The organism is Zunongwangia profunda SM-A87, assembly GCF_000023465.1.
Lineage (GTDB): Bacteria > Bacteroidota > Bacteroidia > Flavobacteriales > Flavobacteriaceae > Zunongwangia > Zunongwangia profunda.
In genome coordinates this window covers 1,438,420-1,452,654 of record NC_014041.1, presented here as the reverse complement: position 1 = coordinate 1,452,654, position 14,235 = coordinate 1,438,420, and the positions used below count along the sequence as shown (strand labels likewise).

16 protein-coding genes are annotated in these 14,235 nt (G+C 31.4%); 8 read left to right on the top strand and 8 right to left on the bottom strand.

The annotated features are described in order from the left end of the window. Positions 1 to 455: 455 nt before the first annotated feature. The 4 genes from ZPR_RS06440 (at position 456) to ZPR_RS06425 (ending at position 3,609) form a co-directional block, all read left to right on the top strand. Entirely contained in the window at positions 456 to 848 is a 393-nt protein-coding gene (locus ZPR_RS06440) for a hypothetical protein (protein WP_233421373.1), read from the top strand. Positions 849 to 855: 7 nt separating this feature from the next. Continuing rightward, positions 856 to 1,323, top strand: a complete 468-nt coding sequence (locus ZPR_RS06435; RefSeq protein WP_013070836.1) for a PEGA domain-containing protein — start codon at positions 856 to 858, stop codon at positions 1,321 to 1,323. Positions 1,324 to 1,878: 555 nt separating this feature from the next. After that, entirely contained in the window at positions 1,879 to 2,685 is an 807-nt protein-coding gene (locus ZPR_RS06430) for an SDR family oxidoreductase (protein WP_013070835.1), read from the top strand. Positions 2,686 to 2,697: 12 nt separating this feature from the next. Next, positions 2,698 to 3,609: a helix-turn-helix domain-containing protein gene (locus ZPR_RS06425; RefSeq protein WP_041578738.1), complete on the top strand. Its 912-nt coding sequence runs from the start codon at positions 2,698 to 2,700 to the stop codon at positions 3,607 to 3,609. A gap of 60 nt (positions 3,610 to 3,669) precedes the next feature. On the opposite strand, the gene ZPR_RS06420 is transcribed toward ZPR_RS06425, so the two are convergent. The 4 genes from ZPR_RS06420 to ZPR_RS06405 are packed head-to-tail and all read right to left on the bottom strand — an operon-like array spanning position 3,670 to position 7,226. Next, complete coding sequence (locus ZPR_RS06420; RefSeq protein ID WP_013070833.1) at positions 3,670 to 4,620, bottom strand: hypothetical protein; 951 nt, start codon at positions 4,618 to 4,620, stop codon at positions 3,670 to 3,672. Between the two features lie 9 nt (positions 4,621 to 4,629). After that, on the bottom strand, positions 4,630 to 5,565 hold the full coding sequence (locus ZPR_RS06415) for a DUF4421 family protein (RefSeq protein WP_187288263.1): 936 nt from the start codon (positions 5,563 to 5,565) through the stop codon (positions 4,630 to 4,632). Between the two features lie 52 nt (positions 5,566 to 5,617). After that, entirely contained in the window at positions 5,618 to 6,343 is a 726-nt protein-coding gene (locus ZPR_RS24010) for a DUF3667 domain-containing protein (protein WP_013070831.1), read from the bottom strand. 31 nt (positions 6,344 to 6,374) lie between these two features. Then, the gene (locus ZPR_RS06405) at positions 6,375 to 7,226 is read right to left on the bottom strand and encodes a hypothetical protein (protein WP_013070830.1); all 852 of its coding nucleotides are present in this window, start codon (positions 7,224 to 7,226) and stop codon (positions 6,375 to 6,377) included. A gap of 267 nt (positions 7,227 to 7,493) precedes the next feature. Here ZPR_RS06405 and ZPR_RS06400 point away from each other — a divergent pair, with 267 nt between their 5' ends. The 4 genes from ZPR_RS06400 (at position 7,494) to ZPR_RS06385 (ending at position 10,217) form a co-directional block, all read left to right on the top strand. Beyond that, positions 7,494 to 8,051, top strand: coding sequence for a porin family protein (locus ZPR_RS06400; RefSeq protein ID WP_041578737.1), 558 nt, complete (start codon positions 7,494 to 7,496; stop codon positions 8,049 to 8,051). A 276-nt stretch (positions 8,052 to 8,327) separates the two neighbouring features. Continuing rightward, complete coding sequence (locus ZPR_RS06395) at positions 8,328 to 8,516, top strand: hypothetical protein (RefSeq protein ID WP_041578736.1); 189 nt, start codon at positions 8,328 to 8,330, stop codon at positions 8,514 to 8,516. A gap of 114 nt (positions 8,517 to 8,630) precedes the next feature. Further along, positions 8,631 to 9,053, top strand: coding sequence for a helix-turn-helix domain-containing protein (locus ZPR_RS06390; RefSeq protein WP_049771518.1), 423 nt, complete (start codon positions 8,631 to 8,633; stop codon positions 9,051 to 9,053). Positions 9,054 to 9,191: 138 nt separating this feature from the next. Next, positions 9,192 to 10,217 (top strand): TlpA disulfide reductase family protein, encoded by a 1,026-nt coding sequence (locus ZPR_RS06385; RefSeq protein WP_013070825.1) that lies wholly within the window; start codon positions 9,192 to 9,194, stop codon positions 10,215 to 10,217. A gap of 329 nt (positions 10,218 to 10,546) precedes the next feature. Here the strand turns inward: ZPR_RS06385 and ZPR_RS06380 are convergent, their stop codons facing one another. The 4 genes from ZPR_RS06380 to ZPR_RS22450 form a co-directional block, all read right to left on the bottom strand. Continuing rightward, the gene (locus tag ZPR_RS06380) at positions 10,547 to 11,899 is read right to left on the bottom strand and encodes a TlpA family protein disulfide reductase (protein WP_013070824.1); all 1,353 of its coding nucleotides are present in this window, start codon (positions 11,897 to 11,899) and stop codon (positions 10,547 to 10,549) included. Positions 11,900 to 12,430: 531 nt separating this feature from the next. Beyond that, entirely contained in the window at positions 12,431 to 12,889 is a 459-nt protein-coding gene (locus ZPR_RS06375) for a hypothetical protein (RefSeq protein WP_013070822.1), read from the bottom strand. A 284-nt stretch (positions 12,890 to 13,173) separates the two neighbouring features. Further along, positions 13,174 to 13,428: a hypothetical protein gene (locus ZPR_RS06370; protein WP_148211664.1), complete on the bottom strand. Its 255-nt coding sequence runs from the start codon at positions 13,426 to 13,428 to the stop codon at positions 13,174 to 13,176. Between the two features lie 257 nt (positions 13,429 to 13,685). Further along, complete coding sequence (locus ZPR_RS22450; protein ID WP_049771424.1) at positions 13,686 to 14,171, bottom strand: helix-turn-helix domain-containing protein; 486 nt, start codon at positions 14,169 to 14,171, stop codon at positions 13,686 to 13,688. Between the last annotated feature and the right edge of the window lie 64 nt (positions 14,172 to 14,235).

Sequence of the window (14,235 nt, the reverse complement as noted above, 5' to 3'; positions counted from 1 at the left end):
ATTACTTAAAAGCTATATTGCGCTTTGAGAACAATCGATGAGTCGAAAATGGGGGGTGCCGGAACAAGCCCGTTCCGCAGTCTTTTTTTTATATCTGTAAGGTGAATTGGCAGTTTTGGCATAAATACAGCTTGGATCACAGTTAGAGTTATACCTCTTAGACATGAGCCAAAAGCAAATAAATTTATTGAGAATTTGAAGCTGGAGATTTCCATTTATCTAAAGTTCGCTAAATTTTTTTTATACAAATCCGTAAGGGGAATTCTTTTAAAGTCCTGGTTTTAAATAAAACTAAATTATATGTCTGATTAACAGTGATATATACGTGTTGTTTTTTTAAGCCTGATCCTCATTTTTTTTAAAATTCAATCGAATTATTACATATATTCGCTCAAATCAATGACTTGTAATGGGAGTCCATTAAATTGTTAGTCAACACCTTAAAACTAATGATTATGAATAAAAAATTTTTATTTTTTATTGCCTCGATTATAATCGGATTAAGCGGTTGTAGTCCAAAAATCTCTTCAAACTTTACTAACCCACAATCGACATTATCATCCAATGAAAAAGTAGCTTTTTTAGACGTGGAAGATCCCTTGCCTGAAAATCTTATTAAAATAGGAGTCTTAAAATTCCAGGATTCAGGATTTTCCACAGATTGCAGCTTTAACAGCTTATTAAATAAAGCAAGAATCGAGGCCAGGAAAAATGGAGCAAACATTGTAAAGGTAACGAATAAGAAGAAGCCCGATTTATGGAGTTCTTGTTATCGTCTTAAAATTGACCTTTATAGCTATAATGGCGATGTTTCCAACTTAGAACAATATGAATTAAAACTTGATTAATTATAACATGAATACTTTTTTTAAAGCAGTAACTATTGTTTTGGCATTGGCGATTACCAGTTGCGCCACAATCATTTCTGGCTCCCGGCAGGAAGTATTAATAAACTCTAACCCTAAACAAGCTCTGGTATCTATTAATGAAATTGAGATGGGGCAAACACCAATCCAAAAAAAACTAAAAAGAAATCAGGAATATAATGTCGTACTTAAACTTGATGGATACAAGGCCTATAGAACAACCTTAAAGAAAAAATTTAACGCCTGGTATTTAGGAAATATAGTGATTGGTGGAATTATCGGACTTGTTGTAGATCCTATTACCGGAGCCATGTATAAATTAAAACCTGAAGAAATAGACGGGCGACCTCAACAGGGTTCTACCTATAGAACAGATAATGGAACACTTTACCTAACTATTAGTATGGAAGTAGATCCAAATTGGGAGAAAGTAGGTCAGTTAGAGCGATCAGAATAACACCTTGGTATATATTTACGGAAAGACTCAATTAAGTTGAGTCTTTTTTTATTTGCGAATATCAAAGAGTCTTTTAGGAATGTTTATAACATGTTATCCAAGATAGTATGGTTGAATATCAAAATCACTAATATTATTATTAGTTCTTCGGGCTGTCAAAACTATACCTATTGCTTTTATACCTTGTCAATAGGATTTCTAAATATGCTTTCAAGAGGTCACCACCAAATCTGAATCATTCTATTTAATATCTATTGGCTTTATTTAGTGCTTTTCACCCATTTCATGGATAATCGATTTTAATGTTCTTTTCAAGAATATAAAATATGATGTCACCTGAATGCACGAAATATATTTTCTAACGTTTATAAAGTACTAAGAATGATTAAATGGATTGGCACGAACAGCAGTAATAAACACCTTTTGAAAAAGCAAAAACTTTGATTTTCACTAAGACGATTACAACGTAATTTAGGCTACAATTAAACTCCATTTGGCTAAGTATCACATTTTAATTCTGAAGACCTTTGGTATATTAATTTAAAACTATTAAAAATGTCTAAGACAATTTTAATTACTGGGGCTTCTTCAGGTCTAGGAAAAGAAACTGCTATCTTATTTCAATCTAAAGGCTGGAATGTCATTGCAACAATGCGAAATCCTAAAGACGAAACAGAGCTTTCTAAATTGGATAATATAATTCTCCATGAATTGGATGTTACCAATTTAGAGCAGATAAAAACTCTTGTGGGTAATGTTATTGAAAATAACAATATAGATGTAGTATTCAATAACGCAGGTTATGGTCTTATGGGAGCCTTAGAGGCTGTAAGTGATGAGCAAATTGCACTCCAGATAAATACCAATCTTTTGGGTGCTATTCGAGTTACAAAAGCCTTTATTCCTTATTTCAGGCAAAAGAAAGCAGGATTATTTATTACGACAACATCCATCGGTGGTAGTTTAGCTTTTCCCCTACATTCTCTCTATCAGGCTACAAAATTTGGGTTGGAAGGATGGTCAGAAAGTATGTCTTTTGAATTGAGCCAATACCATATTGCAATAAAAACAATTGCCCCAGGTGCTATTGCTACTGATTTTGCAGGCAGATCTCTGGACAAAAGCTCACATAAGGCTTATCAGGAATTAGAGGATAAATTGTTTGGTAATATTGATACAATGATGAAGGAAGCAGGGACCCCAACACAAATAGCCGAAATAGTCTACGAAGCCGCAACAGATGGAAAAGATAAAATAAAATATGTTGCCGGAGGAGATGCCAACAAAATGATGAATACGCGAAAAGACATAGGAAGTGAGGGGTTTAGAAAAATGATAAGAAAACAATTTTTAGGATTTTAACTAAATTGTAATATGAAACAAATAAATTCTCTTTCTGATTTTCACATGCTACTACACTTACCAAAGCCTTTACATCCTTTGGTAAGCGTCGTACTTGTTTCTGAATTACATATTAAAAATACTGAAGTTTGGAAACAGTTTTCTACCAATTTTTACACAATCTCCTTAAAAAATAATATTCGATCCAAAGTAAAATATGGTCAACAGTATTACGACTTCGATACCGGTACCATGACATTTACTGCACCAAAACAAGTGCAATCTGTTGAAATTGATAATGCCATTAACTATAATGACAATGCTGGAACTGGATATGTACTAATGTTTCATCCGGATTTTTTAGGAAAGCACCCACTGGCAACAACTATTACAAATTATGGTTTTTTCTCATATTCATTAAATGAATCCTTACACCTTTCGGAAAAGGAAGAAAATAATATCGTAGAAATATTTCAAAAGATTCAAATCGAATATCAACACATCGATAGGCACACACAAGATGTAATTCTTTCTTTAATTGATGTGTTACTTAATCTTAGTAATCGTTTTTATGAACGGCAATTCATTACCCGAAAAGCTGTTAACAACGATTTGCTTTCTAAAATAGACTACTTATTAAAAACGTATTTTGAACAGGAGCAGGCATTAAATTCCGGACTTCCAACTGTTACTTATTTAGCAGAGCAATTAAATGTTTCGGCACGTTACTTGAGTGATATGCTGCGCTCATTTACCGGGCAAAGCACTCAACAATTCATTCACAATAAACTAATAGAAAAGGCAAAAGAAGAACTATCAACAACTAATTTATCGGTAAGTGAAATAGCTTATCAATTAGGATTTGAGCATCCACAATCTTTTAGCAAATTTTTCAAAAATAAAACGAATGAATCTCCTCTTAAATTTAGACAATCATTTAATTGAGTATTAATTCATTTCATGTAGTCAATTCACGCATCACTAAATTATTAATACTTAGAAATTTTACTTTTGATTTATTTTGACGAATCGTTCAGAATCAATTTTGAATTGGGGCATAGCTTCTCCCGGCTTAAGTGTATAGGTTATGATTTGTTGATAGTCACTCGCTTCTCCATTTTCAAACACAGGAAATTTTCTGACTAGTTTGCCACTTTCTATTTCATAAGTATCGTATCCACTATAGTATCCTTTTTTTAGATGAAACTCGTTCGCCGGAAAGTTAATCGTACTCATTGAATTTTTCTGATTTGTTGTAAATGCCAGGATTGTTGATTCCTGAGTTTTAAAATCTTTCAATACAATCAACAGCTCAGGCGCATCATCATTATTCAGATCTAAAGCTTTAGCAGAGACAATGTCTTTATCGATTTGCTGGGTATATGTAGAATTATCTTTAGATAAGCCTGCAGGTATAACCGTTAAAATTTTCAGACTATCAAGAAGTTGCAGTGTAATTTCAAAGCTAATCCCATCGCTATGTATGTATTTTGAATATAACCTAGGATCCACCTGAGAAGTGTCTATAGGCTCGTAGATCTTGCGATAATCACCCTGGATACTAGCTCCACCAGAGCAAAAATAAGCTAACTCCTGTCGTGATGAAGAATAGATGGATACCTCTTGTTTCGAAAAATTAAAACGTACTGGAATCGTCGTTTCAACAGATTCATAGACGGAATCATTCAATTTTCTAGCAATGCAGTGCAATGTACAAGTAGGACGTTTAAGGTCTGCTCTAGACCGTAAAGAAACTTTTATTAAAGTATCATCTATAGAAAAAACCTCAATTCCAACCCAGTCAAATCCTTTATCCCTATTTTCATATTGATCACTCGTATAAGTACCTTCAGGATTTATAGATACCATTTTTGGAGTTATAATTTGCTTTTCTTTACTGTGTTTACAACCTAGAAGACCGCTTAAAACACATAATAGTATTAATTTAAATCTCATCGACTACAATTAAAATTGATCTCCAATTCTTTTTAAATTTTCAGGTGGATCCAGACGGTATCCTATAAAAAATAATCCGTACCATGAATCATTTTGTATACGTAAATCACTAGCATTCTTATAATTTAAGGATTTATAAGAAACTCTTGCTCCCATAAGAAATTTGTCTGTATTATAGCCAAGCTGTAACCCGCCACCATATTCCTGGGTAAAATATGTATTTGATTCTTTTTCATTCAATTTATCGCCGCTTTGCCTATAATTTTGGATACGGGTTCCTAAGCCCCCATAAGCATATGGCGAGAGGTTAAACCTTTCCGCAAGAACCCAGTTGTAGTAATAATTCAGATCTAAACTGAAATCAAAATCTTTCTCTTTTCCTTTAAAGTCCTCAAAATCATTAGAAAATTCAGCATAACTATAGTTGAATCTAGGTACAAAACTTCCAGTACTATAGCGCTGCCACTCTCTCTGGTACACTAAATTTTCTATAGAGAAATCAGAATTTAGAATATAAGCGGTAGAACCTCCATAGAAGGTTCTTTTTAGATCTGGAAAAAGCAAATAGGCACTATCTTCTGGCAGATTGGCAACAAAATCAGCCGTATTTACTACATAAAACCCTTTCATTCGCTGATAGGTTAATTCCTGTACAAATTGACCGGGGTATAATGAAACACTAAAATCAGAATAACTACTCTCTCCTTTATTCTCATCTCCATGATTTCCAGGTAAAAAATCTGGCGTAAAAGAATAAGAAAGACTAAAGATTTTATAGTCTAAAAGAAGCGTAAGTCTTAAATCATTATTTAAGGCAAGATTTAAATCTGTTTCGGATTCATTGTTTGAAACATAGTAATTCTCTAAATGTGAATCTACATTAAGCTTAATCTGCATTTTATCAGCATAGGATATTATGGCTGCAGAATCCTTGTTTTGTGCCAATATTATTTGGTGGGAAAACAAAACAATAAATAAACCGGAAAAATAAATTGAATTATAGGACATAATAAATAAAAGAGATTATGATGAGTAGGATGAAATAGGATAAAATTAAACTTAAGCAAGTTTTAATGATTATCGTAATTGTTCTCATTTTGAAAAATTGAATAAAACACCATAGAAAAAGTAAAAAATCGACAATTAGTTGTATGCGAAAAATAAAAATGTATTTATTCTGTTCTTCTGGAGCTATATAAAGAATGCTTAGAAAAATAGTATGAAAAAAAAGTCGTTGACAGGCAGCATAGGTATTTAACACAAAATGCTCTGAAAAGTTATATCCAAATCTTTTAAATAATAACCATGAACTAAATGAAAAAATATGTAGGGAAACCAGCGTATAATAGGCATAGTTTCCGTCTAAGGCTTTAACAAGACTCATATATTTTTCATTCTCGCTATACACGCTAGTGCCCTGGTAAAAAATATCAACATCTAAATAATGATATAAGAAACTATATACTGTAGATAATACAAGTAACATAGAGACAGGCATAAAATACCTAACTCTCTTACCTACAATATAATCTTTAATAGCATAACCCGGTCGTGTGAAAAGTTCCTTAGCGGTATAGAAAAAACCTGAGTCGATATTGAAAAGGCCTAACTGTAAATCATTAAAAATAAATCCTCGATGAATTCTTTTTACAGTAGCTTTTTGCCCACATCTATTACAATAGTTCCCCTGAAAACGCTGATGGCAATTTTTACAAATTATCATGAATTTAAAGCCCAGAAATTAATAGCTTACATTACTTGTTTTTACTACCCCAGGGACTTCGTTTAATTAAATAATTTAAAGTTCCATCATAGGTATCTAATGAACTTCCAAAAGCATTACGGTTTACTGAATATAGATTACTTCCAGAATCAGAAAAAATATTTAGCTCTATAGACGTATCGTAATTTGATGTGGTTGAAGAACTATTAGAAGTAAACTCTTTTCCAGAACTTTTCTCCTCCTTTTTATCCTTATCCTTTTTATTTTTGTCCTGATAAGTTGTGCTGGAAGTACCATAGGAGCGTGTGCCTTCAAAACTAATATTAGCAGTTCCATAGACTACAAATTCTACTCCTAATATTTCCGCTACCCTTTGAGGCATCATCGTTTTAATACTATTCAGATCTAAATTATTTTTTAAGAGAATAGCGTTAGTAGTCATAGGGTCCTGTACCATAATTTGTCTGGTGTTCTTTTTAAAGGAATTAATCGCAGCATGTTGGATTTGTCCAGACATAGCCTCACTCATTAAACCCTGATCATTGGAAACCATTGTGAATGGAAGAACTGCCAATTTATTTTTACGCTCAGCAGCGGTTGTGGTAGAAGCATTTGTAGTTGGAGTTGTTGCCTGTGAAATAATTTGAGTTCTGCCACTGGCAAAAATAATCTTTAGAACATCCGACTTTTTAAGTTCATACTTAAGATCCTCCCCGCTATACACGAAGTCAATAGTGCTTTCATGTATCCCCGTTACCTTACCTTCTTTGGTTTCTCCGGTAAGCATAAAAATGACATCATTTTTCTCCTGAGCGAAAAGTGATGGTGTTACAAAACTTAAAATAAATAAAAGAAAAATTAAAGTTGAATTAAGTAGTTTCATGACTCATATAGAATTGGTTAGCATTTTAAATATAATTAAATAATTAATTGAAATAATCATTTATATATTAAAATTTATGAAAATATTATGAATTATGTGTAATGTTAAAATATGTCCTCTTACATAAAATAAAGCTTTCCTAGCCATATTTCATTTCAGTAGGTGGCAGTCAAAAAAATTTAATTTTTCAAGCTTTTATTTTGTGAATGTATCTTTCAAATTGTTTTTTAATTTAAATTTGATAAACAATCTTTTAATAAATTTTATATGTTTAAAAAATTACTAACTGTAGTCGCAATATTGACTACTATGATTTCTTTTAGCCAGGAAATTAATTTTGGTGTACAGGGAGGCTACATCAATATCGAGGGAAAATCTTCTAACTCTTTAGAGGATATTTCTACTTCAGGAAATTCCTCTGGATTTTATCTGGGTGCATTGGTTGACTTTACCTTATCAGATCATTTTCATTTACAACCTTCTGTTAATTATGCCAATGCCGATGATGTTAATTTTATAATCGTTCCGGTTCTTGCGCAGTATTACATACAAGATTCTGGCTTTTATCTTCAGGCAGGACCGCAAGGTACTTTTTTGCTAGACAACGTTTCAATAGGAGGAATCGATCTTTTAAATACTTTTGGGCTGGATTTAGCTTTTGGTGCGGGTTATAAAATTAATTCTAATTTTTTCGTAGAAGCAAAATACAGTTTTGAACTAACGAACAGGTTTTCAAAAGAGGTAAAAGATGCGGCTGATTCTGAGGGGATCGATGTTGATTCTGAATTTAATGCATTTAGTATAGGACTAGGATATAAATTTTAAAAGATCCAGAATCATATTTAGCAAACGAGGAAGGTATACTTCCTCATTTTCTTTTTTTATAGGTGAAAAGCAAGTTGATTTCATTCCTATAGCTAAACTTTAAAAGACTCTCATTAAACATCTTTCTTTTTTTTAATTACAACCGGGGCAGGCAATCAGGATGGTGTTCAGAGAAATATCTGGACGTGCATTATTTGCTTTTAACAACATAAATTTGTTAATTGTTGCAATTAAGTTTGAGGTATCTGATATTCACTCATTTTTTAAATTTCTTAAATGCATAAATTATCTATTAAAACAAAAGCAACAGCACTAATTTCCTTAATATTCCTTGCAATCGGAGGCTTCCTGTTAAAAGAAGAAAATAATGCTTTTATCACAATTATGATTGTTAGTATTATTGTTGTAGCTGGATTAAGTAATCAAATCTTCAAAGAAAGAAAGTTACACGCAAAATCATCTTAGAAAAGATTCAGGAATAATTATTCGAAACCTCGAGTAAAAAACAATTCAAAACTTGTTTTTTACTGCAAAGAGTGATGAGTGCAACTTTTAAAAAGAATGTTTATCTTTGAGATTATGAGCACAGCAACAAAAACCAGTCATATCGGTAGAAAGATCAGCCGAATCAGAGAACTTCGAGGAATGAAACAGGAAGCCCTTGCCGCAGAATTAGGGATCAGCCAACAAAGTGTATCCAGTTTAGAACAAAGCGAGCATATTGAAGATGAAAAGCTTGAAAGAGTGGCGAAAGTGTTAGGGGTGAGTAAAGAGGCTATTGAGAATTTTAGTGAAGAAAATTTGATATATAATATTCAAAATAATTATGAAGGCTCTAATAAAGGAGCTTCGTCTGTAAGTGTTTCTAATTTGAATTGTACGTTTAATCCTTTGGATAGGTTAGTTCAGGCTTATGAAGAAAAAGAAAAACTTTACGAAAGATTGTTGAAAGCTGAAAAAGAGAAAGTGGCTTATTTAGAGAAATTACTGGATAAGAAATAGTGAAAAAGAAAATATTTAAGATTTGAAAAAAGTGTCGATAACCGGATTAATATTCCGGTAAATCGGCACTTTTTTATTTATAAAATGAGTTGTATTTAATTGCTAAAAAAATTCAATCAAAATCATCTTTTAAACATCATGAAACAATTCACAAGTTTAATATTATTATTTTCCGTAATATGCTTTGCCCAAAATAAAAGCTATAGTATTAAAGGAACAATCAAAAACGCCGCATCCGATTATCTTTATATAATAGGGGAGGATTTCATTGATAGTACGAAGATTAAAGATGAAAAATTTGAGTTTAAAGGTCAATTTGATCATCCTAAAAAGATTAGTTTATCCACAAAGAATACAAGGCGTAGCGATGGAATATACTTGGAAAACTCTGATTATGAAATTGATTTGGAAGTAAGTCCCGGTGATAAATCTATGTCAATTATTCATCTTACTGGAAAAAGTAAAACTCAAAACCTTAAAAATGAGTTTGTATCTTTTTATGAATCAAATTATGATCAAAAGGATTTTGGACGTAAAGTGTACAATAAATTAGATACCTTAATTTCGACATACCCTAAAAATCCATTGATAGGAGAAATGCTAGCGGCTATTGTTGAGCAAGGAGGAATTATATCATCTTTTGAGGCTAGCAACTTATTAGACAAGCTAGACTTAAAATTCCAGAATAAATCTTCTATAAATGATATTAAAGTAAATATCAAAAAATATGAAAAATTTGAAATAGGCTCGAAACTACCTACAATTATTTTACCTAATGAGAATAATAAAATGGTAGACATTTCTAAGAGCAATGCTGAACTAACATTTATTGAATTTTGGTTTGTTGGATGCACACCATGCATGGAAGCAATACCAAAGCTAAAAGAAGTATACAAAAAATTTAATACTGAAAATGTAGAAATTATATTTATTGCTATACAAGAAAATAAAGAAAGCTGGAAAAATGCTCTAGAGAAATTCGATATGCCCTGGCAAAATCTAATTTGTGTGGATAAAACTAGTAACAAGACTATTCAATCTTTGCAAATTCAATTTTATCCATCTAGTTTTTTAGTAGATAAGAATAATCAGATTTTAGGTGTAAACTTAGAACCAATCCAACTAAAGAATAGATTAAAAGAGTTGCTTGCCGAAAAATCTTGATTTATAAATGGAATTTTTATCTATCCGCACCTAAATATAGTCGAGTGGACGGCTCCGCCAACAAATGACGGAGTGCACCTCTCATGCCACCGTAGCCTTCGACTTCGCCCAGGATAAACCAAGCGGGGCTCGTATACGGGGTTCATTCATTTTTTCAATTGCTTTCACCAATGAAAATATTCCATCCTTTAAACAATAGGCTTGGCTACAATACGCAAGCAGGTAGGGCCACAATCTTTATTATCTGGTTGTTTGTAAAAAGGAAATTTTTTCTTCAATATGATTTTTTTTAGCTAAGGAATATTGGTTAAATAATTCAGAAACATCAGTTATTTTTTACTTCTCAATATTTTTTCGATATTTTCTAAGGCTGTTTCACCCGCTCCCTTATATAGAATTTTCAGTTTGTCATTAAGTAAAATAAATGTAAGATAACTTTCTACTCTCAAATCAGTTATTATACCTTTCCTATTGTTTCTGTCCACGTATGCATGATTCCAATACATAGCCTCTTTCTCAGAATAATCCTTAACAACATCTATAGATTCATCTAATGCAATACTGATAATTGAAACGTTGTCATTTTCCTGATGGAATTTTTTAAGATTTGGTAATAATTCTAGACATGGTACACACCATGTGCCCCAGAAATCTAATAGAATAAACTTTTTCCCTTTTGAAAACTCTTTGATTGTTGTCGTATCTTTAGTCAAAGATGTAAGGTTATAATTCTTAATCTTAACACCTAGTCTTCTACCGCGATACACATCAATATTTTTAATCAAACTAAAATATAATTTTCGAAAATTATCGCTAAGAGAATCAATTTTGTAGAAATTGTCCTCTAATATTAATGTATCTCCTACTGAAAAATAAAAATTTTCATTAAATACTTTGTCTTGATCGGATAATGATATATTTATTGGTTTGACTAAAATTAACGTTCTATTCTTCACAAATCCTTGAATAGCTATATCATAATCTAAGGTATCGATTCTTAGTTGACCTTTCATAAAATCCATAAGTTCAAAAGAAGTAGCTAAAGACTTGTTTAAAGAATCTTTCAGAAATTTAGCATAAATACTATTTGAATCTGGGAATATTCTAATATGTCTTTTAGAGAAATTTGTAGATACTGAATCATTTAGATTGTATTTAAATTCGACAACTGAATCTATATTTTTTATAGATTCATCCTTATTTTTAGGAAACGAAAGGATAGAATCATCACTAAAATCTTTATTGTTATTTAAATCTGCTATTATTATTTGTTTGTTTCCCCTAAAACCTGATATAATATTTAAGTTATGGGAGTTTTTATCATAAAACATTTTTAGAGAGTCTCTATAAAAGCTTAGATCTTTATTATCATCACTATATAATGCAATCTTTCCAAAAAAGTTCCCAGATTTAAAACTCTCTGTTTGTATTAAAAATGTATCTAATTTTGGAATTCCTTTAAAGTTTTCAAGCTTTTCTAAATAATACTTTTTTGAAATTTCAGCAGTTGAAAAAACTGGATATGTAGAATATAATTTTGGGAAAGAAAATTTGTTTTGAGGCGTTTGGGAGACCAATGATAGTTCTACGACTGGGTGATCCATGGGATTATGCTTTGGAGTATTACAGCCAACATTTATAATTAATAGTAATATTGAAATGAAAAGAATTAATTTTTGCATAATTGATTATTAAAATAAAAAAAAATCAATTTACCAAGTATTGATAACTTGATTCTCAATTCTAATTAAAAATTATACCCATACACACATGTTAATTGTACCTTTACCAGAACATGTCTTACTTGCATCTTGAGGCTTGCATTTATCAGCTTCGCCAGTACAATCAGCATCTGATTTACATTCATCATCGCAATCACCCTTAGATATAGTACCTGCAAAAATAGATTTTAACTGCTTTTTCTGAAGTAGATCATAAAATAAATGAAGAATTTAAACAATTATATAAAAGCTCATCCTTAAAAGTGCCAGTTAAAAATAAAGAAATTCCAACTAGTGAGATAGAATCTTCCCAAAGTTTTATTAAATCTTTAAATATCATTGGAACTCCTGCAATCTATAAAGATAATTATAAGCTTCCGAGCTATTATAGCTTAAATGATATTTTAGTTATTTATGACCGAAATCTTTAGAAACGAGAATATTTTTTTTAGAAATGAAGCCTTCAAAACAGGAAAACCTTTAGCTAAGTTTTCAACCCTTCCAGGAAGAAGCCTCTCTATATCCTTTTTCGAAATTCTCATATAAAGATTTTAATGTCCTAAAATTATTCTCGTAATATGGAGTGTAATTAGCTTCAAGTTTTTCTAAATATTCTTTCAGGCTCGCTTTATCTCTCTCAAAAAATGCTAAAGTTCCTTTATAATACCACCAAAATAGTTCATCATCTTTTTCGGATAGACCATCCATTGATCGATTTAGATAAAAAATTGCTTTTTCATAATCATTTAAATATCCGTAACTCCGAGCAATATGTAGATAATCTAAGTGCTTATTTCTTGTCGAGTCTGATTGCACTTGATATAATAGATAACTAGCCACTTCTAAATACTCTCCGTCTCTATCCATTTGATACCAGGCAGGTTCAGATTTATTTTGTCCAAAGGTTAAAGCAGGAATAACAAAGTATATTATAAGTAAAATATGTTTCATTTTGTTTTTTAATGTATACGATATCCGAAGTTGTTTCTTCGCAATTTAATAAAAAAAGTCAAATCAGGGACATTCACATAGCTTTTAGAAAATATTATATTCGGGGTAGCCTAGCTGCAACATTCTGTCTTCCAATATTTTCCCAGCTCCAGGATTCTGATCGAGTTGTTTTTTTAACCTGTACGCCAATTTAAAATATGAGCGTTAAAAGCCTATGCTTTTTCGTTATCTAACTTGCTTTTCAACAGGTCTTAAACCAAGGATTTTGCCCAACGGTTTGTAGTTTAGTAGACAAGGAGAGTTTCTCTCCGAGCCTCTCCCAGTATTGTACGTGATAGTATCCCATCATCTGGTGTTAGAAAAAGGACAAAAGGTTTATCAACATTATTTTTATTGAGCTCAAAGGTTTTATCTGGTGATAGTATTTGATAACCTTCTACGGTAGAATATGTAGAATGGAATGTAAAAGTAGCAAAGTAAACGGTATCGGTAGGCCAGTTATAAACACTACCTTTAATGGAAGTGTTAGTTGATCTCAATGCTTTCTTAAACGGTGTTTTTGTATTTTGATGATCACATCCAAGCACAAATAACATCAATATTGAAATGCTCAATAAAGAGCTTTTTTTAATTGAAGGAAGGTTGACAGGATCAATATTGTTATAATACAAGAATATTTAAGCGGAAATAATTGATATATTTAGATTAAAAGATCGTGAATCTTTATTTTTTGATAGGTATATAGTTGCCATAGAAAATTACGCCAAGACCTATTATTGAAAATGGAATAGCTCCACTAAATATTGTTGTGGACAACTTTACTTGGAAAAGCAGAAAAAACAATTAGAAGAATAAAACCTGTTCCAAATTTTATAAGCCTCAAATGGCTTTTAGAATTGCGTGTTATTGAAACAATAAAATATGGGAGTAAAATGCAAAGAAAGAATGCACTTATTCTACTATAAATATTTGCACTGTTATAGACCGTCAAGTATATGATAAAAGATGCTATTGATACATTAAAAAAAAGTAGAAATATAGAATTTATCAATTTTTGAATTAAACTACCTGAATTTTCTTTCTCTACTTGGGACTGTAAGTCATTTTGATCTATTTCCAAAGCTTCACAAATCAAATTTATAGTAGCGTTCCTTGGCTCATTTATGTCATTTTCCAGTCTTTGTATGGTTCTTAAATTGACCTTGGCCATGATCGCCAATTCTTCTTGGGAAATACCTTTTTGCTTTCGAACCTCATAAATGATCTTTCCAGTCGATTTCATAATTTTTAATAAATCCAATGTAAAAATATGAAGAATCAATGCGTTATCCAGCGACATTTACTTG